The organism is Streptomyces sp. NBC_01317 (assembly GCF_035961655.1).
Lineage (GTDB): Bacteria > Actinomycetota > Actinomycetes > Streptomycetales > Streptomycetaceae > Streptomyces.
Genome location: NZ_CP108393.1, coordinates 4,200,875 through 4,217,889, shown reverse-complemented (window position 1 = coordinate 4,217,889; position 17,015 = coordinate 4,200,875). Strand labels below are relative to the sequence as shown.

Sequence of the window (17,015 nt, the reverse complement as noted above, 5' to 3'; positions counted from 1 at the left end):
TTCCGGAGGGAACGGTGCTCGTGGCCCTGCCACGGACTCCCAGGGGGTTGGGGTGACGGACACCCGGGGGCAGCAGCCCCCGTTCGATACGTACGGCGCTGAGCAGCCGAAGCCGGCCGCGCAGCCTTATCACCCGCCACAGGCGTATCCCTCGCCGGGCGGCGGGACCCACGTCGGCGGGACCGGCGGGACGCAGGGCGGGCAGCACGGCTTCACGGGCGCCGCTGCCGGGGCCGGCGGTGTCGCCGGGGCGCCCGCCTCGGCGGTGCGTCTGCCGAGGACAGGGGCGCGTACGACCCCTCGTACACGCAAGGCGCGACTGCGGGTGGCGAAGGCCGATCCGTGGTCGGTGATGAAGGTCAGCTTCCTGCTCTCCATCGCGCTGGGCGTGTGCACGGTCGTCGCGGCGGCGGTGCTGTGGATGGTCATGGACGCCATGGGCGTCTTCTCGACGGTCGGCGGCACGATCAGCGAGGCCACGGGCTCCAACGAGTCCAACGGCTTCGACCTCCAGTCCTTCCTGTCGCTGCCGCGGGTGCTCCTCTTCACGTCGGTCATCGCGGTGATCGACGTGGTCCTGGCCACCGCGCTGTCGACGCTCGGCGCCTTCATCTACAACCTGTCGGCGGGCTTCGTGGGCGGCGTGGAGCTCACGCTCGCCGAGGACGAGTGAGCAGCGGGTATCGATTTTGGGGCTGGCCCCGGAGTGCGCTAATCTTTGGGGGCAGCGCGGGGCTATAGCTCAGTTGGTTAGAGCGCATCCCTGATAAGGATGAGGCCACAGGTTCAAATCCTGTTAGCCCCACCCGCGTGAAGACCCCTAGGCATTGATGCCTAGGGGTCTTTGGCGTCTGCGGTGACTTCACGGGACGGGGGTTCTCCCCGGAGATCCGTGAGAAGTCACGCGGCGAAAGTGGTGTGGCTCGAAGTATCCAATCCCCTGAACGGCTTTCGGACGTGCCTTCGGGGGTGCGCCTTTGGGAACGCGCCCTTGGGGAGGCGCCTTCAACTGGGCGGGCAGGCAAGGCCGGTGGTGTGCCGGACCGGCCGCGCTGTGACGTCTCTCACGGGGGCGCGTTTCGTGGGGCGGCCGGAGGGTTTCAGCCCGGCTGGGTCTCTGTGTGTACGGCTGCTTCGACGATGTAGGGGTTGAACAGTTCCTGGATGCAGAGGAGCGGGCGCTCCTTGGTGTCGAGGGTGTACGTCTTGACCGCGCAGGTGGTGCCGTCCGGCCAGGTGGCCCGGCCTACGTGGACGATGCGCCGGCGCAGGGTCACGCCCGCTTCGGCGAGGGCGAATCCCACCGGTTGGGAGGGGTCGGCGACGGCTCGGTCCACTCGGGGGTCCACTCCGGTGAGGGCCGCGACCATGTTGTCCGACACGGGCCGGCCGGTGACTGTCAGCAGGCGGGCCCGGCGGAGCAGGCAGTGGTCGGTGCCGTTCGGGCGGAGGGCGGCGCGGATGTCGGGGGGGAGGGCGGCCGGGCTGATGGTCCGTACGTCGCGGGCGCGGGCGCGCAGGGGGCCGCGTACGAGCGCCTGGAGGAGGGGGGTGGTCAGGCCCTCGCTGGTCAGGAGCATCCGCGTGGCGGCGGAGGAGAAGGCCATCGCGGCAGGATCCAGGCCGCGCAGCGCGTGCTCCGGTCCAGGCTGAAGAGTATGGGGGGACACGACATCCTCGGTCTGGTCGACAGCCGTACATCGGCACCAAAGGGGGAGCAGCAACGATCCTGCAATTCACCCGTTGTGGCGCCTGTGACAGGTTAGACGTTTTGCGGCGGTAGAGGTGGGTGTGTCGTGCGCTGCCGCGACGATCTGTGGTGGGTCGGCTGAGGCGGTCTTCGCTGGTCAGCGGTGGTCTCTGTGGTGGAGCGGGGTGGGCGGGGCCGTGAGGGATGTCCGGTGGTCCGACCGGCGCTCACTCGAAAGTGCCGTACGTCAGAAGGGTGTTCGAGGTGGTTCCCGGGGGTGGGTTTGCCAGGGCCTCCGGCGGCGGGATACTACTTCTCGTGACATTCTGGTCACCGCGTGTTTCCTTGCCGTGGTGGCCGTGCGAGCCGAATCGAGGACACGTGAGCCAGGCGCCGACGACCCCCGTACGAGAAGTGGGATCTTCGGCGGTGGCCGAGGGTGTCGGGGTGGCTGAGCTGGTCGAGGTGGTCGAGGTGGTCGACTACCGGCTCGGGTCCTCGGGTGCCGAGCAGGAACGTCTCCTCGCGCAGTGCGAGCTTCTGCGGCCGGCCGCGGCCGCCCTCCTGGACACGATCCCCCTGCCCCCGCAGGCGAAGGCGCTCGATCTGGGGTGCGGCCCGCTGGGCGTCCTCGACCTCCTCAGCGAACGAGTCGGCCCCGCGGGGTCGGTCACCGGCCTCGACACCGATCACCGGATGATCGGCTGGGCCCGGGAGTCCGTCGCCGAACTCGGCCTCGACAACGTGGACGTCCGCCACGAGGCGCTGGCGCCCGCGCCGGCCGCCGAGGCGGTGTACGACCTGGCCCACTGCCGGCTGCTGCTGATCAACACGACGCATCCGCGCCGGATCCTCGGCTCGATGGCTGCCGCCGTCCGGCCCGGGGGGTGGGTCGCCGTCCAGGAGTTCGACTGGGCGACCTGGCAGTGCGACCCGCCCCACCCCGCGTGGAGCCGCCTCAAAGCCCTGCTCACCGAGGTCTTCGGAGGGGACGTCCACATCGGCGCGCGGCTGCCCGGCCTATTGAGTGAAGCGGGTCTTACGGATGTACGGGCCACCGCCCACGCCTACTACTGGCGGCCGGGTGACCGTTACCAGACCCTGCTCCTGTCCTTCGCCCGGCTCTTCCGCGACCGCCTCCTGGAGCACACCCCGCTCACGTCCGGGGAACTCGACTCCCTGACCGGCGCGCTCCACGAGCACCTTGAGCAGCCTCGTACCACGGTCCGCGAAAGCCTTCTTGTGCAGGCGTGGGGCCGCAAACCCTGACGGCGGTTCTGGCCGACCGCTCATGCGCGTCGACGGTTGATGTGGGCTTCGCTTCAGACAAGCCGTGGTCCCCAGGCGGACTAGGGGGTCGTTCCATGGCTCAGCCCTTCGTCGTCGGCGACGGACAGCGGGCGTGCGGCATCTGCCCCGGTCGCGTCCTGCCGCTCGGGGAGTTCGACGTCGCCGAACGGCCGTCCCGGGACTTCCCCTTCGACCCGGCCGACGGACACCGGTATACGGCCGACGGCATTCCTGTCTGCGTCCACCCGGAGAAGGTCGGCATTCCCGCGGGGCGATACCGAACCGACGGGATTCCCCTCGCCTGTCCGCTCGACCTTCCGGGCGATGTCAACGACCTGGACGACTACCTCCGCGAGGCCGTGCACAGCGCGGCACCGGCGGCGCTGGACGTCCTCATCGCGCGCGCCATGGAGGAGATCCCTCTCCGCTGGCCGGGAGTCGACGCGACCACGGTGCTGCGCCGTGCGCTCAACCAGCCTTGTGGGGCGGCGAAGCGCCGGCAGTGATTCGCCGTCAGGCGAACGGCGGCGCGGGTGGGGGGTCAGCCGGTGACGACGTCGATCAGTTCCTCCAGCCCGTTCACCCGCCAGTCGGCGGCCGCCACCACGTCCGGGTCGTCGGCCCAGAGCCGGCCCCAGGGACCACGGCGGAGGTGGGCTACGCGGAGTCCCGCTGCCGCGGCGGGGAAGACATCGTTCGCCGGGTGATCGCCGACGTAAAGCGTCTGGTCGGCGATTGTGCCGGAGGCCGCGAGCACGCGGGTGAAGAAATCCTGATCGGGCTTGGCGCATCCCCAGTCGCCCGACGTAGCGATCAGGTCAGCCGGCAGATCGAGGCCACGCAGCAGCTCGCCGACCCGGGTCGTCTGGTTACCGGCGATCACGACGCGTACCCCTGCCCGGCGGAGACCGGCGAGGGCCGGACGAACGTCCGGGTACAGGTCTGTCTCGTCGAGGACCTCGCCGTACCCGGCGGCCTCGCGGGCTGCGTACTCGCTCGCCACGTCGATACCTGGCCGAATGAGGCGTAGCGCGTCGGCGTTGTCCCGGCCCTGGGCGACGACGGCGCCGACGACGGCCGAGACCGTGTGTCTGGACGCGCCCAGCCAGTCCGCCCACGATCCCCAGTACCGATCGTCGCGGACGAGCGTCTCGCCGATGTCGAAGACCACTGCGCGGATCATGCGCGGATCGTATTGCGCACTCGGCGATGCACGAAAACGCCGCTTGTAGGGCCTCGGTGTCCGAGAGGAGGCACCAATCGGCTGGGCGCGGTGGGGCACTTTTGGGTGGGGTTGTTCGTCGTTCAGTAGGGGGGAGTTGGCGTGTGGGGAGGTCACCGATCGGTATCGGTCGGTGTGTATAGTCGGGCGCCAGAAGTCCCCTACGTCAAGGAAAGACGAGGTCGCGCGGTGAAGAAGCTTCTCTTGGTTGCACTGGCTGCCATCGGCGGGCTCCTCGTGTACCGCCAGATCCAGGCGGACCGCGCCGAGCAGGATCTGTGGACGGAGGCGACCGACTCCGTGCCCGCAGGTTCGGGTGTGTGAGACGCAGCAGTCCTGAATGCGAGCCCCGGTCGCCGAGCGGCCGGGGCTTCGTGCTGTCCGGTTGCCTTGGCAAAGCGGCCCTCGGCCGGCGATTCGGGCGGCCGGGCGGACAGCGGTGAGGGGTGCGGGGCAGGATGGACCCGCTTCGTGTGTGGGTGTGTGTGGGTGTGCGGGTGTGGGTGCGGACGCGGGTGCGGGTGCGGGTGAGGGGGGAAGCGTGCAGTGGTGGGGCCGTAGGGGGCCGGCGGTCGCGGCGGTGTGGGGCGTGGCGTGCGCGGGTTTGTTCGCCCTGGTGGCGGTGCCCGGGGTGGCCTCGGGAGCCGGGGCGCCCGCTCCGTACGCCTTCCAGCCCGGCGCCCGGCCCGTCACCGGCGCCGCCACGACCAGCGACGCGCGGCCCCTCGACGCCGGGGCCACCTACCGGGACTCCATAGGGCCCGGCGACCGGCTCACCTACCGCGTGGACCTGGACGCGACGACCAACGCGTACGTCTCCGCCGTGGCCGTGCCGCCCGCCACCGCCAAGGTCGCCTACGGGGACAAGATCAAGGTGTCGTTGCAGAACCGCCAGGGCAACGATTGCAGCTCCAACGACGCGCGGTTCGGCGCGGCGGCGCAGTTCCCCCGGCCGCTCGCCGCCTACGCCTACCGGATGATCGAGAAGGGCGCGTACTCCTGCCAGGAGGCCGGTCCCTACTTCGTCGTCGTGGAGCGCGTCAGCGACGACGGCTCCACCGCCACCCCGTGGGACCTGGAGATCCGCCATGTCCAGGAGCCCGCGGTCACGGCGCCCGGAGGTCCCACCACGGCGCCGTCCGTGTGGCCCAGTGCCTCCCCCGTACCCGCCGCCGAAGGGCCGAGGGCGCGGGCGGGCGGCGCGGGCTTCTACGACGCCAAGGGGCTGACCCGCGGCGAGTGGACGGCGAAGATCGAGCCCGGCGCCTCCCTCTTCTTCCGGGTGCCGGTCGACTGGGGGCAGCAGCTGTTCGTCAGCGCCGACCTGGGCAGCTCCCCCGGGCAGGGTTTTGTGAGCGGCGCGCTGGCGATGTCCTTGTACAACCCGGCGCGCGGGCTCGTCGGCAGCTCCGGCTCGGTGTCGTACGACGGCAGGCAGAAGACGACCGCGCTCGACCCGCTGCCGCCGGTCGCGTACGAGAACCGCTTCGGCTCGCGCACCGGCGACAAGGAGATGCGGTTCGCGGGCTGGTACTACCTGCGCGTCAGCCTCAACCCCGAGGTCGGCAGGACGTTCGGCACGAAGGCGTACGGGCTGACACTGCGGGTGAACATCGAGGGCACGGCGAAGAGCGGGCCGGGGTACGCGGGCCCCGCGGGCGACTTCACCGTGGACGAGGGGAAGTTGGACGAGGCGTCCAGCGGGCTGGGCGGGCCGGAGGCCTCGGCGGACAGCGGCACGATGGCGCTGGTGGCGGCGGCCGGGATCGGGACGGGCACGCTGCTGGTGTTCTGGCTGGCGGCGTGGACGCTGCTCGCGCGGCGGCGCGCGGCGCGGGTGCGGATCGCCCGGTAGGGCGGTAGGCCGGAGTGGGTGTGGGGTGGGGCGGGTGTGGGGCGTGCCGAGGCCCGCTGGGCCCCTCAGGTCTGTGTCAGGGCCCAGATGCCCACGGCGAAGCACGCCAGCGCGAGCAGCAGCACCGGGACCGTCACCTTCGGGGGCGGTCCCGGACGTGTGTGAGCCACCGGACGCCTGTGAGAAGGGGGAACCTCCGGGGCGCGAGCGGTGTAGGGAGCGGTGAGGGCTGGTTCGTACGGCCGTACGGCGGCCGGCTGTACGGAGACCGTCGGGGCGTGGGACGCCTCCGGCGGCGCCCCGTACGACTGGAGCGGAGGGATGGACGGGAGTGGTGGCTGTGGGGGCTGGGTGGCGGATTGCTGCTGGGCCTGTGGCGGCTGGGGGAATGACTGCTGGGGGGACGACGGCCCGTGCTCGTGCCGGACCGGCGGGGGCGGGAGGTGGAAGCTGCCGGTCTCCGACATCGAGCCGTGGCCCGGCCCGGCGTCCGGCGGGGGGTCCTGCGGCGGGGCCGTGAGCGGGCCCAAGGGTCCGAACGAGGAGGGGAGCGGGCCGATCTGGTCGAAGATCTCGACGGGTTCGTCGTCGCTGTCGGGTTCCGGGAGCAGTTCCACCGCTTCCGCCAGCGCCTTGCGCGCGCCGGTGGCCGTACGGAACCGCACCCGCGGGTCCGGCTGGAGCAGGCCCGCCAGGACCTGCCACAGCGGCTCGGGGATGCCCTGCGGCGCCCCGGGGGTGCCGTGCGCGGCGAAGTACTCGATCAGGGCCCTGGCGTCCGGCTTCTGACCCTGCAACAGGTAGAGCGCGACCAGGCCGACGGCGAAGAGGTCGGCGGGGAAATCGGGCTCGGCGCCCATCATCTGCTCGGGTGCGAAATAGCCGGGGGTCCCCAGCACGTAGTCGGTCTCGGTCAGGCGCGGCTCGCCCTTGCGCATGGCGATGCCGAAATCGGAGAGGCGCAGATGGGGCCGTGCCTTTCCGGTGGCCTCCATCAGGATGTTCGCCGGTTTGATGTCGCGGTGGACCACGCCTTCCGCGTGTACGGCGGCGAGGCCGGAGAGCAGTTGGTCGAGGAGGGTGCAGACGAACTGGGGAGGAAGGGGACCGTAGTCCCCTATGACGTGGGCCAATGACCCGCCGCTCACCAGATCCATGGTGAACAGCACCTTGTCGTCGTCCGCGGACCAGCTGGCCGGGGCGAGGACGTGCGGGTGGTCGATCCTGAGGGCCTGTTCCCTGACGAACCGCAGCAGGGCGTGCGCGTCGCTCTGCTGGAGGACCTTCGCCGCGACGTAGCGGCGGCGCCGGTGGTCCCAGGCGCGCCAGACGGCTCCCGCACCCCCGCGTCCGATCGGGTCGACCAGTTCGTACCGCCCCGCGAAGACCTCACCCATGGCGCCGCGTCCGCTCCCCGTCGTCCCGCTCGCTCTGTCTGCCCGGCCCGCTCTGCCTGGCCCGCTCTGTCCGCCGAGTCCGTCAGTCTGTCTGCCCGGCCGCTCTGTCTGCCCAGCCAGTCTCTGTCTGCCCGGCCGCCTTGCCCCCTGGCCGCGGCCGGGCCCCCGGCTAGTTCTGGTGCGCCTCGTAGTGGGCGACCGCCTCGGCGGTGCGCCCCGCGCCGTACACCCGGAGGAACTCTGCCAGTTCGGGCTGGGTGGGGGCGAGGGCGGCGGCCGCGTCGATGATGTCGCCGGCCGCCGCGACCGACCGCAGCAGCGACTGGATCTCGCGGACGACCCGGCGCACCGTCGGGGCGCCCGAGGAGTTGGTCGTCTGGCCGGTGCCGGTGAGGACGGAGCCGCCCTGCGACTTCTTGATCTCATCCATCCGGTCGGTGGCCTCCCCGGCGCTGACGCTGCCGTCGCACACCTGGGCCGCCAGGTCCTGGAGGGACTGGACGCGCTGGACGACGGCGGGGTTGCCGATCTTCGCGCGCTGGCCGCTCATCAGCTGGGAGAGCATCGGGGCCGACAGGCCGAGAACGGCGGCGAGCCTGGCCTGGTTCAGGCCGAGATCGTCGATGAGACGGCGGAAGAGCGCCCCCAGCGGCTCTCCGTACCAACTTCGTTGGAGTTCTCTGGCTCTGGCCGTCGATTCCTGCTGTGCGGCATCCATGCGCGTCTCCCCATCGCTTCCCCAAACGCGGCAGCTTCGCTGCTGCGAACCTCGTGGGGCATCTTACGGAGCGTGGTCGGGGACGGGGAGCCCCCATTATTTTGGAGGATCCCGGGGTACAACCGGTACGCTGTTCCCCGGTGACGGCCGAGGGCTTCTCTGCTGCTCGGTCGTACCCGACCCGTTCGCGGGGCCTTAGCTCAGTTGGTAGAGCGCTGTCTTTGCATGGCAGATGTCAGGGGTTCGACTCCCCTAGGCTCCACAGCATGTACGCCCCCCTGACCTGCGGAAACGCGAGTCAGGGGGGCGCTTTGGCGTGGAGGCCGCGCGTGGTGGCTCAGGCGATCTCGGCCGGGGCCAGGTAGGAGGTCTTCGCGGCGGAGAGGGTGTTCTTGACGAGCCGGGCCTGCGCGTCGGCCAGTACCTCCTCGTCGCCGGCTTCGAGTCCGTCGAGGGTCAGTCCGGCGATGTGCCGGGGGTCGCTCTTCTTCACGTCGAGGCCCGCGACGAATTCCGTGTCCAGGAAGCCGACATGGAGGCCCAGCACCTGGGTGGCCTGCTCCCTCAGGTCGATGCGCAGCGCGTTGGTGTAGCTCCACGCGGCGGACTTCGACGCGGCGTAGGCGGCCGGGAACGGCCGTGCGAACCAGGACTGGTCCGAGAGGACGTCGACGATCCCGCCCCCGCCGTTGGCGTGGACGACGGGAGCGAACGCCTGGCTGAGCCGGATCACACCGTAGAAGTTCGGCCTGGGCCGCGGCCTCGACGGATTCCGCGACCGTCACGTCCAGGGGTACGGGAACCACGCCCGGGGTCGCAACCGATGCCACGTCCCGTGCGCCCACGTAGACCTTCTTCGCGCCCCGCGCCAACAGTTCGGGATGACCCACGGCGGGTTCTAAAAGCCCGGCTGCCGGCCGACAGCGCGCCGCGGCAGTCGTACAGCGAGGGCATCAAGCGGACTCTCGCGGCCCTGGAAGGGCTGGAGGCGGCGCCCGGGGAGGGCGAGGGGGACGCCCGGCGGGGCGCGATCGTCTCGCCGGCCGCCATGGTCGGCGCGCTGACGCTCGCGCGGGCGACGGCCGGGGACCCGCTCTCCACCGAGATCCTCGACCAGGTCCACTCGGCCCTGTCCGCCGGGCGGCCGGCGGCGGAGCGTCCCGCGTCGTGATCGGCGAAGCTCCGGGCGGGGCCGGTCCGCGATGAGGTGATCCGTACGTATCCCCAAGATGCGGCGGTATGCCCCTTCTGCTCACATGGCATTGGTCGCCGGCTCGGGGGAGGCCGGGCGGTGACGGACGGGAGAGAAGCGCATGTCTGAGACAGCCGGTCTGCTGACGGCACCGAACGAGGGTGTCGACGGATGGAACGGGGTGCGGTACGCGTATCGCCGCTACGGCAATACGGACAACGCGGCGTTGCCTCTGCTCCTGCTCCAGCACTACCGCGGCAATCTGGACACCTGGGATCCGATTGTCCTCGACACGCTCGCCCAGGAGCGCGAGGTCATCGTTCTCGACAACAGAGGCGTGGCCGGGTCGACCGGAGCGGTGCCCACCACGATCCGGGAGATGGCACACGATGTTGTCGTCTTCACCCACGCCCTGGGGGTGACGCGGTACGACCTCCTCGGCTACTCCATGGGCGGTTTTGTCGCGCAGAGCGTCGCGCTGATCCGCCCCCACCACGTGCGGCGTCTGGAAGGAAGACATCCTGGACGCCCTCACCGTGGACGAACCCGGTGCGGAGGAACTTCTGACGCTGTTCTTCGAGTCGACCGAGACCAGCCGCCGGGCCGGCGAGGAATGGCTGGGGCGCGTCTTCACGCGCGAGAAGGACCGCGACGGATCGCCCACCGACATTCCCTCACGCGAGGCGCTGTACACCGCGATCCTGGACTGGAGCGTCCCGGACGAATCCCGTCTCGCGAGACTCGCGCACATCGTGCAGCCGACGCTCGTCGCCAACGGCGACAACGACCGGGTCGTCCCGACGGAGAACAGCTATCGGCTGGCCCGGCTCATTCCCAACGCCAAGCTGAGCATCTACCCGGACGCGGGGCACGGATTCCTCTCCCAGTACCCGGCGGAATTCGGCGCGGAGGTCAACGCCTTTCTGGGCCGCTGACACACACAGCCGACCGATTGACACACAACGGACCGATCAACAGACCGTCACCGATCAACAGACCGTCAAGGACGAGGTGCGACGACCATGGACATGCGACTTGAAGTGGTGGTGCTGCCGGTTTCCGACGTCGACCGGGCCAAGGAATTCTACGAGAAGCGCATGGGGTTCCGGCTCGACGCCGACGTGGAGGCCGGTGAGGGGTACCGGGTGGTGCAGCTGACGCCTCCCGGCTCGGGATGTTCGGTCATCTTCGGCGCCGGTCTCACGACGGCGGAGCCCGGCTCGGCCCAAGGCCTGCAACTGGTCGTCTCCGACATCGGGGCGGCCAGGGACGAGCTGGCGGGCCGCGGGGTGAAGGTGAGCGAGGTGTTCCACGACGCCACCGGCGTCTTCCACCACGCCGGCGACGCGGGCCGCGTGGCCGGACCCGCGCCGGAGCGGGCCAGCTACGGGTCCTTCGTGTCGTTCAGCGACCCGGAGGGCAACGAATGGTTCGTACAGGAAGTGACCACCCGGCTTCCGGGGCGATGACACTTTCCGGGGCGGCGACTGCGGACGCGGGCGGTGACAGCGGACGCGGAGGACACATGACTGGGCTCCACAGCAGATGCGCGCCCCTGACCTGCGAAATGCGGGTCAGGGGCGCGCATTGGTTTGCGCTGGAGGGCATCTTCTGAAATGGCATACATTGATCATTCTTGAATGGGCTGCTGGCGTATGTGCCATTTTCTCGTGACCGGCGGCAGGGGCGACCTCTGCGTCGACGTCAACGGGCGGGTCGGCGGGCAGGGGACGATCGGGGTCGGCTACTGGAAGCGCACCCTCAAGGGCAAGGAGGTCTGTGCGCCCTCCTGACCGGCAGCCCCCTAGATCACTTCCCGGAGCACGTCGTCCGGTGGGGTGGCCGTCACGCCGAACGTCTTCTCGGTCTCCGAGTAGTCGATGACGAACGGGTGGCCGGGCTCGGTGAGCACTTCGTTCATCTCGGCCCAGAACGGATCGGTGAAGGCGAGCAGGGTCAGATCGCGTTCGGTCAGCTCCTCCATCCGCGGTTCCGGTGCCCCCGCGAGTCCGGCGAGCCGTACGGCCAGGTCCCGGACCGACAGGGTCGAGGTGGGTACGTGCCAGGCCCGGCCGTACGCCTGGTCGTCGCGGCTCACGGCGACCAGCGTGCGCGCGGTGTCGCCGATCGCCGAGTAGCTGTGGGGCAGGTCGAGTTCCTGCGGCACCAGGACCAGCTTTCCTTCCAGGACCTGCCGCTGCACCAGGAAGCTGAACACCGAGAAGGCGCCGGCGCCGTAGAACTGGGCGGCCCGTACCTCGGTGACCTTCACCCCCGAGGCGGCGGCCTCCTCCCAGGCCCGCGCTCTGGCCCGCCCCTTGGGGCCGGTCGCGGCCAGGGGGAGGTCCGGCGTGATCGGCCCGCTCACGGGCCCGTACGCGTAGTGGTTGCCGAGCATGACGTACGCGGCCCCGGTCCGTATCACCGCGGTCAGCAGCGACGCCGACAGGACCGGGAACTGCTCGGGCCAGAGGTGGTACGGCGGCGCGGCGGTGGTGAACAGCGTGTCGGCCCCGTCCGTCAGCCCGGTGAGCCGGTCGGTGTCGGTCGCGTCCGCGGCGACCCGGTCGATGAGCGGGTGGTCCGGCCCGCCGCCGGTCCGGCTGATCATCCGTACCCGCTCGCCGTCCTCGGCCAGCAGCAGGGCGGTCCTCGACGCGGCGGCCCCGCGACCCACGATCACATGAGATTTCATGCCGAGAACGGTCCCGCGTCCCGGCCTCGTACGATACTGGCCGGAATGCCAACCCTCCGGAGGATCTGGCCATGGATCTGGCCCCGCACCGCGTCGCCGCGGTGGTCGTGCCTCCCGTGCTCGGCTTCGACGTCTCGATCCCGCTCATGGTGTTCAACAGCGTCCCGTTCTACGACGTGCGCGTCTGTACGGCCCGGCCGGGACCGATGCCCACCGTCGGCGGCCCCGACATCGTGGTGCCGGACGGCCTGGACGCCGTCGAGGGCGCCGACACGGTCATCGCCGTCGGCAGCGGCGGCGAGGAGGCTCCTAGGGAAGCCCTCGACGCCCTGCGGAAAGCCGCGGCCGGCGGCGCGCGGATCGCCTCCCTGTGTACGGGGGCTTTCGTACTGGCCCAGGCCGGCCTGCTCGACGGGCTGCGCGCCACGACCCACTGGGGGCTGGCGGGCGACCTCGCCACCCGTTTCCCGTCCGTCGACGTGCAGCCCGACCTGCTCTTCGTCGAGGACGGCGGGGTGTTCACCTCGGCGGGCGCGGCCGCCGCCATCGACCTGTGCCTGCACCTGGTCGCCGTCGACTACGGCGCGGCGGTCGCCAACAGTGCCGCGCGGCTCGCGGTCGTCCCTCCCGTACGGCCGGGCGGGCAGTCCCAGTTCATCGAGACACCGCTGCCGCCGGAGCGCGGCTCCTGGCTCGCCCCGACGCGCGCGTGGGCGCTCGAACACCTCGACCGCCCGCTCACCCTGGCCGACCTGGCCGGTCACGCCAGGACGAGCGTGCGCACCCTCAGCCGGCGCTTCCACGCGGAGACGGGGCTGAGCCCGCTCCAGTGGTTGCTGCACCGGCGCGTCGACCGGGCCAGGGAGCTGCTGGAGACCACCGGGCTGCCCATGGACCAGGTGGCCCGCGAGAGTGGTCTGGGGAGCGCGGACTCCCTCCGCAAGCACATGGTCGGCCGCTTCGGACTGACCCCCACGGCGTACCGCGCGAGCTTCAACAGAGCGGCTGCCGGGTCGTAGAGCGCCTTGACGCCGCGCAGGCGCTGCGGTCTCACGCCCGGTGAGGTGCTCGTACGCGCCCGCTTCCGTGGGCGTTCAACGCGTTCACGCACCCGGTCCCGGATCCGTTTCGCCTGCCGGATCGGCGGAGGTTTGCTGGAAGGTGCCGGCCTCCACGCGGAAGGACCATCGATGAACCCATTCGACCAAGCAGCCCTCGTCTACGAGGAGTTCTCGGCAGGACCGTTCCGGCAGCACCTCGAATTCCCCAGTGTCCTCGGCCTGTTGGGGGACATCTCGCAGCTCCGCGTCCTCGACATGGGCTGCGGAAGCGGTGTCTACAGCCGCACGCTGGCCCGGGCCGGGGCCGGGCACGTCCTCGGGATCGACGCGTCCCGGGGCATGATCGAGCACGCCCGTGACCGGGAGTCGAAGGACCGGCTCGGCATCAACTACCTCACCGGGTCGCTCCCGCCCGCCCTCGCGGGCACCTTCGACCTCGTTCTCGGTGTGTACGTGCTCCCGTACGCCACGACCTACGACGAGCTGACGGCCCTGTGCCGGTCCGCCGCCGACGCCCTGCGGCCGGCCGGCCGGTTCGTCACGCTGCCCGTCCACCCCGAAGTGGCGTACGACGCGGACCATTACTTCAAACGGAGGTACGGGCTGGAACCCCGCACCCTGCGGGCGTACGTCGCGGACGTGGCCGACCTTTAGTGACTTTGAGCGGCGGGCATCCCCCCGGCATACGCAGCAACACGCCGGGAAGGGCAGGGAACAAGGTATGGGCCGCAGCGACCCCAACACACTCCTCGCCGCGCTGCTCGTGGAGGCCCGGTGGAGTTCCGGGGAACTGGCCCGCGCGGTCAACGCCCTGGGCACCGCGCACGCGTTGGAGCTGCACTACGACCGTACGTCCGTGGCGCACTGGCTCTCCGGATCCCGGCCGCGTCCGCCCGTGCCCGACCTGGTGGCCGCCGCCCTCACCACCCGCACCGGCCGGCTGATCACCGCCCAGGACACCGGGCTGGTCCCGCTCGCCCGCGACCGGGACCGGCCCCCGCAGGTCTGGCCGGGACACACCGATCCGGTGGCGCGGCTCGCCGCCCTCTCCCGCGGCGACACGGACCCGGCCCGCCGGGCCTCCCTCCTCAAGTCCGCCGGCGCCCAGCCCGCCTACCCGCTGACCACCGTCAACCGGCTCGCCTGGCCCGACAGACCCCCGGTCGCGGCATCCTGGGCGGGCCGGTCGCGCCGCGCCACCACGGCGGACGTGCAGCGGCTGCGGGACATGACGCAGGTGTTCTCCGACCTGACCGAGCAGCACGGCGGCGCCCACGCCAGATCCGCGCTGGCCGCCTACCTCGCCGACGACGTCAGCCTGCTCCTCAAACGGAGCGCGCCCGACCGGCTCCGCGGCGACCTGCTCACCGCAGGCGCCCAACTCACGCACGTCCTGGCCGCCATGACGGCCGACACGGGCCACCTCGGGCTCGCGCAGCACTACTACCGCACGTCCCTGAGCCTCGCCCACGCGGGCGGCAGCCGTTCCACGTACGCGATCACCCTGCGTGCCATGAGCACCCAGGCCCTGCGCCTGGGCCACCACCGGCCGGCCCTGCACCTCATGGACATCGCCCTACAGGCGGCGGGACCGGCCGCCCCGCCGGCCACCCTCGCCTTCCTGTACGTCCAGCGCGCGCTGGCCCGCGCCCACGACCGGCAGCGGCGCGCCGCGCTGGGCGACCTGAGCACGGCGGAGACCCAGCACGGAGAGTCCTCGGGGCCGCCCGGCCCCTTCACCGCGTACCCGCGCGTCGGGCTCGACTACCAGCGCGCCCAGACCCTGCTCACCCTCGGGCACGCCGCGGACGGCCTGTCGACGCTGCGGGACTCAGCCGCCCACCGCGCCCCCGGCCAGCGCCGCGCCTTCGCCCTCACCCAGGCGGGCCTCGCCGAGACGCTCCTGACCCTGGGGCACCTGGAGGAGGCGTGTGTCCACTGGCACGCCTTCCTCGACCACTACCCCCATCTGAAGTCCGTCAGGACCGAGCAGTCCCTCGCCCGGCTGCGCGCCCGCCTGCGTCCCTACCGACGCCAACGGCACGCCGCCGCCGTCTGGGACCGCGCCCGGCTCCTCACCGCCTCGCCGGGCGGCGGCTGATAAGAGAACGGGACCGAGAAGATGAAGTACCGAAGGATCGTCCATGCCTTCTGTATATGCCAGAGGCATAACCCCGAGGTCATCTCTCGCGTCGCCACCCCTCGAGATCCACCAGCGAAACAATTCTGCTTGACCCACCTGCCCGCACCTCCACGGGGTACGGCTCGACTTGCCGGGCGTCGCGAAGGGTGCTGGGCGGTGTTGGCGCAGGTCGGAGCGGCCTTTTCGGATGGTGGGGGCGGGCGCGGGGGGCTTGGCCCCGAGGGCCGGTTGGACCGTACGAGTGGTGTTCATCCGAAGAACTGCGCAGCTGCGGCGTCGCTCCCTGGATTCCCGGGATGCGTCCACATCATGAGGAAGGTATGTAGATCGACCAACCCGACATCGCACCATCAGAAAGTGAAAGAGGGGTCATGGCCGCCATCAAGGTCAAGAAGTTGTGGGCCGTCTTCATCACCGCGTTCTTCGCGGTGCTCGCCTCCCTGGGACTCACGTCCCCCGCGACGGCCGCCGGCAGCGCCGTGTCGGCGCAGCCGGCCGAGCAGCCCGCGCCCGCTCCCGCCGTCGCCGTCGAACCGCACCGGCTCGCCGAACGCGTACCCACGAGGGCGGTGTTGCCGGTCGCGGTGCCACGGGGCCGGGCTCTGCCGCCCACGATCAAGCAGCGCATCACCGCCGAGGCGCACGGGTCGTCACCGTCGGTCCGTCACCTGCCCGCCGTCCTGCCGACGGAGACCGGGGCGGACGACCGTACCCAAGAGGCGGACCGTACCGAAGAGGCGGACCGTACCCAAGAGGCGGACCGTGGCCGGGAGAACGCCTACGCCGCCGACGCGGCTCTCGTCGCAGCGTGAGGCGCCGGAAGCCTTTCGGTCTTCCGGCGCCCGACACCGCCGCGGCCGAACCGCGTGATCAGCCCCGGTCGTCCCGGTCCTCACGCTTCTCCCGCTCGGCGGCCTCCGCCTCGGCCTGCTTGGCCTGGACCTCAGGATCGAGCGGATCCACCGCCTCCCGGCTGCCGTCCACGGACGTCAGCGGTGCGCGGTCGGACAGCTCCGTGGCGGCCGGCGGTTCCACCAGCCAGTCCGGGTTGGCCTGCTTGTCCCACCACTTCCAGGCGGCGAAAGCCCCACCGGTCACCGCGCCGAGGACCAACAGGCCCTTGGCGAGACGTCCGGCCCTGGCCCGCCGCTGGTGCTTCTTCACCAGCTGTCGTACTTCCTTCGCGGTGATCTGTCCGCGCAGAGCGGCCAGCGCGGCCGCCGAACGCGCCGCGGCCTCCTGGGCCACGGGCTGTGCGGTGGCCACCGCCTGCTCGACCCGCGGCACCGTGAAGTCGGCCGCCTGACGGGCGGCCTTCCTGGTACGCGCCGCGGCCTGGTGAGCGGCGTCATCGAACTTCGGGGGCACATGGGGCGCCACATACGCGCCGTACTGGATACGAGCTTGCTGAGCGGCCTTCGACACGGTCGGGGCCAGTCGTACACGCGCCTCGTGCGCGTACAACGCGGCCTGTTCCTTGGCCGTACCGGCGTATGGCGCCACCGCTTCCGCGGCGTGCTGCACGCTCTCCTTCGCCGAACCGGTAGCGGCGCGCACGCTGTCCATGCGGGTCACAGGATCATCCTCCTCGGTGGCGTTCCGTATATCGCCTGTCCACCCTTTTCGAGATCATGCCCGCTGGGCTCGGTCTCGGCATGCGATGCGGGCATCCGGGTCATGGAAGGCGACTTGGGTGATGCTCGGGCATTGCGGTCCTTTGGGACCTCGTGCACGACAATGCCACGCTTCGCT

20 protein-coding genes, 2 tRNA genes and 1 pseudogene are annotated in these 17,015 nt (G+C 71.1%); 16 read left to right on the top strand and 7 right to left on the bottom strand.

Features of this window, described 5'->3' with window-relative positions:
* Positions 1 to 52: 52 nt before the first annotated feature.
* A complete protein-coding gene (locus tag OG349_RS18055; RefSeq protein ID WP_327235597.1) occupies positions 53 to 673 on the top strand; it encodes a DUF3566 domain-containing protein in 621 nt (206 codons plus the stop codon).
* A 58-nt stretch (positions 674 to 731) separates the two neighbouring features.
* Positions 732 to 805: transfer RNA gene (locus tag OG349_RS18050), tRNA-Ile, on the top strand.
* Between the two features lie 295 nt (positions 806 to 1,100).
* On the opposite strand, the gene OG349_RS18045 is transcribed toward OG349_RS18050, so the two are convergent.
* The gene (locus OG349_RS18045) at positions 1,101 to 1,607 is read right to left on the bottom strand and encodes a hypothetical protein (protein WP_327235596.1); all 507 of its coding nucleotides are present in this window, start codon (positions 1,605 to 1,607) and stop codon (positions 1,101 to 1,103) included.
* A gap of 464 nt (positions 1,608 to 2,071) precedes the next feature.
* Here OG349_RS18045 and OG349_RS18040 point away from each other — a divergent pair, with 464 nt between their 5' ends.
* Together OG349_RS18040 and OG349_RS18035 are read left to right on the top strand one after the other, a co-directional pair.
* Positions 2,072 to 2,959: a methyltransferase domain-containing protein gene (locus OG349_RS18040; protein WP_327235595.1), complete on the top strand. Its 888-nt coding sequence runs from the start codon at positions 2,072 to 2,074 to the stop codon at positions 2,957 to 2,959.
* A 95-nt stretch (positions 2,960 to 3,054) separates the two neighbouring features.
* Positions 3,055 to 3,486, top strand: a complete 432-nt coding sequence (locus tag OG349_RS18035; RefSeq protein ID WP_327235594.1) for a hypothetical protein — start codon at positions 3,055 to 3,057, stop codon at positions 3,484 to 3,486.
* A gap of 35 nt (positions 3,487 to 3,521) precedes the next feature.
* On the opposite strand, the gene OG349_RS18030 is transcribed toward OG349_RS18035, so the two are convergent.
* Complete coding sequence (locus tag OG349_RS18030) at positions 3,522 to 4,163, bottom strand: HAD family hydrolase (protein ID WP_327235593.1); 642 nt, start codon at positions 4,161 to 4,163, stop codon at positions 3,522 to 3,524.
* A gap of 228 nt (positions 4,164 to 4,391) precedes the next feature.
* Between OG349_RS18030 and OG349_RS18025 the strand changes: the two genes are divergently transcribed.
* Both OG349_RS18025 and OG349_RS18020 read left to right on the top strand, forming a co-directional pair.
* Positions 4,392 to 4,526 (top strand): DLW-39 family protein, encoded by a 135-nt coding sequence (locus tag OG349_RS18025; protein WP_003958712.1) that lies wholly within the window; start codon positions 4,392 to 4,394, stop codon positions 4,524 to 4,526.
* A 217-nt stretch (positions 4,527 to 4,743) separates the two neighbouring features.
* Entirely contained in the window at positions 4,744 to 6,057 is a 1,314-nt protein-coding gene (locus tag OG349_RS18020; protein WP_327235592.1) for a hypothetical protein, read from the top strand.
* A gap of 65 nt (positions 6,058 to 6,122) precedes the next feature.
* Here the strand turns inward: OG349_RS18020 and OG349_RS18015 are convergent, their stop codons facing one another.
* Positions 6,123 to 7,454: a serine/threonine-protein kinase gene (locus OG349_RS18015; RefSeq protein WP_327235591.1), complete on the bottom strand. Its 1,332-nt coding sequence runs from the start codon at positions 7,452 to 7,454 to the stop codon at positions 6,123 to 6,125.
* A 169-nt stretch (positions 7,455 to 7,623) separates the two neighbouring features.
* Positions 7,624 to 8,172, bottom strand: coding sequence for a helix-turn-helix domain-containing protein (locus OG349_RS18010; protein ID WP_161310305.1), 549 nt, complete (start codon positions 8,170 to 8,172; stop codon positions 7,624 to 7,626).
* Between the two features lie 189 nt (positions 8,173 to 8,361).
* Between OG349_RS18010 and OG349_RS18005 the strand changes: the two genes are divergently transcribed.
* Positions 8,362 to 8,434, top strand: a tRNA-Ala gene (locus OG349_RS18005).
* A 75-nt stretch (positions 8,435 to 8,509) separates the two neighbouring features.
* On the opposite strand, the gene OG349_RS18000 is transcribed toward OG349_RS18005, so the two are convergent.
* Entirely contained in the window at positions 8,510 to 8,905 is a 396-nt protein-coding gene (locus OG349_RS18000) for an SDR family NAD(P)-dependent oxidoreductase (RefSeq protein ID WP_327235590.1), read from the bottom strand.
* Between the two features lie 102 nt (positions 8,906 to 9,007).
* Between OG349_RS18000 and OG349_RS17995 the strand changes: the two genes are divergently transcribed.
* The 5 genes and pseudogenes from OG349_RS17995 to OG349_RS17980 all read left to right on the top strand — a co-directional run bounded on the left by OG349_RS17995 (position 9,008) and on the right by OG349_RS17980 (position 11,157).
* The gene (locus OG349_RS17995) at positions 9,008 to 9,343 is read left to right on the top strand and encodes a hypothetical protein (RefSeq protein WP_327235589.1); all 336 of its coding nucleotides are present in this window, start codon (positions 9,008 to 9,010) and stop codon (positions 9,341 to 9,343) included.
* A gap of 142 nt (positions 9,344 to 9,485) precedes the next feature.
* Positions 9,486 to 10,091: pseudogene (locus tag OG349_RS34850) on the top strand (alpha/beta fold hydrolase); the annotation flags it as partial.
* 25 nt (positions 10,092 to 10,116) lie between these two features.
* Positions 10,117 to 10,299 carry an alpha/beta fold hydrolase gene (locus OG349_RS34845; RefSeq protein WP_442806394.1) on the top strand — a complete coding sequence of 61 codons (183 nt, stop codon included), beginning with the start codon at positions 10,117 to 10,119 and terminating at the stop codon, positions 10,297 to 10,299.
* Between the two features lie 87 nt (positions 10,300 to 10,386).
* A complete protein-coding gene (locus tag OG349_RS17985; RefSeq protein ID WP_327235587.1) occupies positions 10,387 to 10,833 on the top strand; it encodes a VOC family protein in 447 nt (148 codons plus the stop codon).
* A gap of 201 nt (positions 10,834 to 11,034) precedes the next feature.
* Positions 11,035 to 11,157 (top strand): hypothetical protein, encoded by a 123-nt coding sequence (locus OG349_RS17980; RefSeq protein WP_327235586.1) that lies wholly within the window; start codon positions 11,035 to 11,037, stop codon positions 11,155 to 11,157.
* Between the two features lie 11 nt (positions 11,158 to 11,168).
* Here OG349_RS17980 and OG349_RS17975 read toward each other — a convergent pair whose 3' ends face one another.
* On the bottom strand, positions 11,169 to 12,059 hold the full coding sequence (locus OG349_RS17975) for an NAD-dependent epimerase (RefSeq protein ID WP_327235585.1): 891 nt from the start codon (positions 12,057 to 12,059) through the stop codon (positions 11,169 to 11,171).
* Positions 12,060 to 12,130: 71 nt separating this feature from the next.
* On the opposite strand from OG349_RS17975, the gene OG349_RS17970 reads away from it, so the two are divergent.
* The 4 genes from OG349_RS17970 to OG349_RS17955 all read left to right on the top strand — a co-directional run bounded on the left by OG349_RS17970 (position 12,131) and on the right by OG349_RS17955 (position 16,075).
* Complete coding sequence (locus OG349_RS17970) at positions 12,131 to 13,078, top strand: GlxA family transcriptional regulator (protein ID WP_327235584.1); 948 nt, start codon at positions 12,131 to 12,133, stop codon at positions 13,076 to 13,078.
* 171 nt (positions 13,079 to 13,249) lie between these two features.
* Positions 13,250 to 13,774: a class I SAM-dependent methyltransferase gene (locus OG349_RS17965; protein WP_327235583.1), complete on the top strand. Its 525-nt coding sequence runs from the start codon at positions 13,250 to 13,252 to the stop codon at positions 13,772 to 13,774.
* Positions 13,775 to 13,841: 67 nt separating this feature from the next.
* A complete protein-coding gene (locus OG349_RS17960; RefSeq protein WP_327235582.1) occupies positions 13,842 to 15,221 on the top strand; it encodes a hypothetical protein in 1,380 nt (459 codons plus the stop codon).
* Between the two features lie 413 nt (positions 15,222 to 15,634).
* The gene (locus OG349_RS17955) at positions 15,635 to 16,075 is read left to right on the top strand and encodes a DUF6344 domain-containing protein (protein ID WP_327235581.1); all 441 of its coding nucleotides are present in this window, start codon (positions 15,635 to 15,637) and stop codon (positions 16,073 to 16,075) included.
* Positions 16,076 to 16,133: 58 nt separating this feature from the next.
* Here the strand turns inward: OG349_RS17955 and OG349_RS17950 are convergent, their stop codons facing one another.
* Positions 16,134 to 16,838 carry a DUF5324 family protein gene (locus tag OG349_RS17950; protein WP_327235580.1) on the bottom strand — a complete coding sequence of 235 codons (705 nt, stop codon included), beginning with the start codon at positions 16,836 to 16,838 and terminating at the stop codon, positions 16,134 to 16,136.
* Positions 16,839 to 17,015 lie beyond the last annotated feature (177 nt).

Excerpts from the sequence above, each read along its gene's own strand:
- OG349_RS17975 (WP_327235585.1), bottom strand. The coding sequence starts at position 12,059 with ATGAAATCTCATGTGATCGTGGGTCGCGGGGCCGCCGCGTCGAGGACC.
- OG349_RS18045 (WP_327235596.1), bottom strand. The coding sequence starts at position 1,607 with ATGGCCTTCTCCTCCGCCGCCACGCGGATGCTCCTGACCAGCGAGGGC.
- OG349_RS18030 (WP_327235593.1), bottom strand. The coding sequence starts at position 4,163 with ATGATCCGCGCAGTGGTCTTCGACATCGGCGAGACGCTCGTCCGCGAC.
- OG349_RS17985 (WP_327235587.1), top strand. The coding sequence starts at position 10,387 with ATGGACATGCGACTTGAAGTGGTGGTGCTGCCGGTTTCCGACGTCGAC.
- OG349_RS18015 (WP_327235591.1), bottom strand. The coding sequence starts at position 7,454 with ATGGGTGAGGTCTTCGCGGGGCGGTACGAACTGGTCGACCCGATCGGA.
- OG349_RS18035 (WP_327235594.1), top strand. The coding sequence starts at position 3,055 with ATGGCTCAGCCCTTCGTCGTCGGCGACGGACAGCGGGCGTGCGGCATC.
- OG349_RS17965 (WP_327235583.1), top strand. The coding sequence starts at position 13,250 with ATGAACCCATTCGACCAAGCAGCCCTCGTCTACGAGGAGTTCTCGGCA.
- OG349_RS18010 (WP_161310305.1), bottom strand. The coding sequence starts at position 8,172 with ATGGATGCCGCACAGCAGGAATCGACGGCCAGAGCCAGAGAACTCCAA.
- OG349_RS17955 (WP_327235581.1), top strand. The coding sequence starts at position 15,635 with ATGGCCGCCATCAAGGTCAAGAAGTTGTGGGCCGTCTTCATCACCGCG.
- OG349_RS17970 (WP_327235584.1), top strand. The coding sequence starts at position 12,131 with ATGGATCTGGCCCCGCACCGCGTCGCCGCGGTGGTCGTGCCTCCCGTG.
- OG349_RS17960 (WP_327235582.1), top strand. The coding sequence starts at position 13,842 with ATGGGCCGCAGCGACCCCAACACACTCCTCGCCGCGCTGCTCGTGGAG.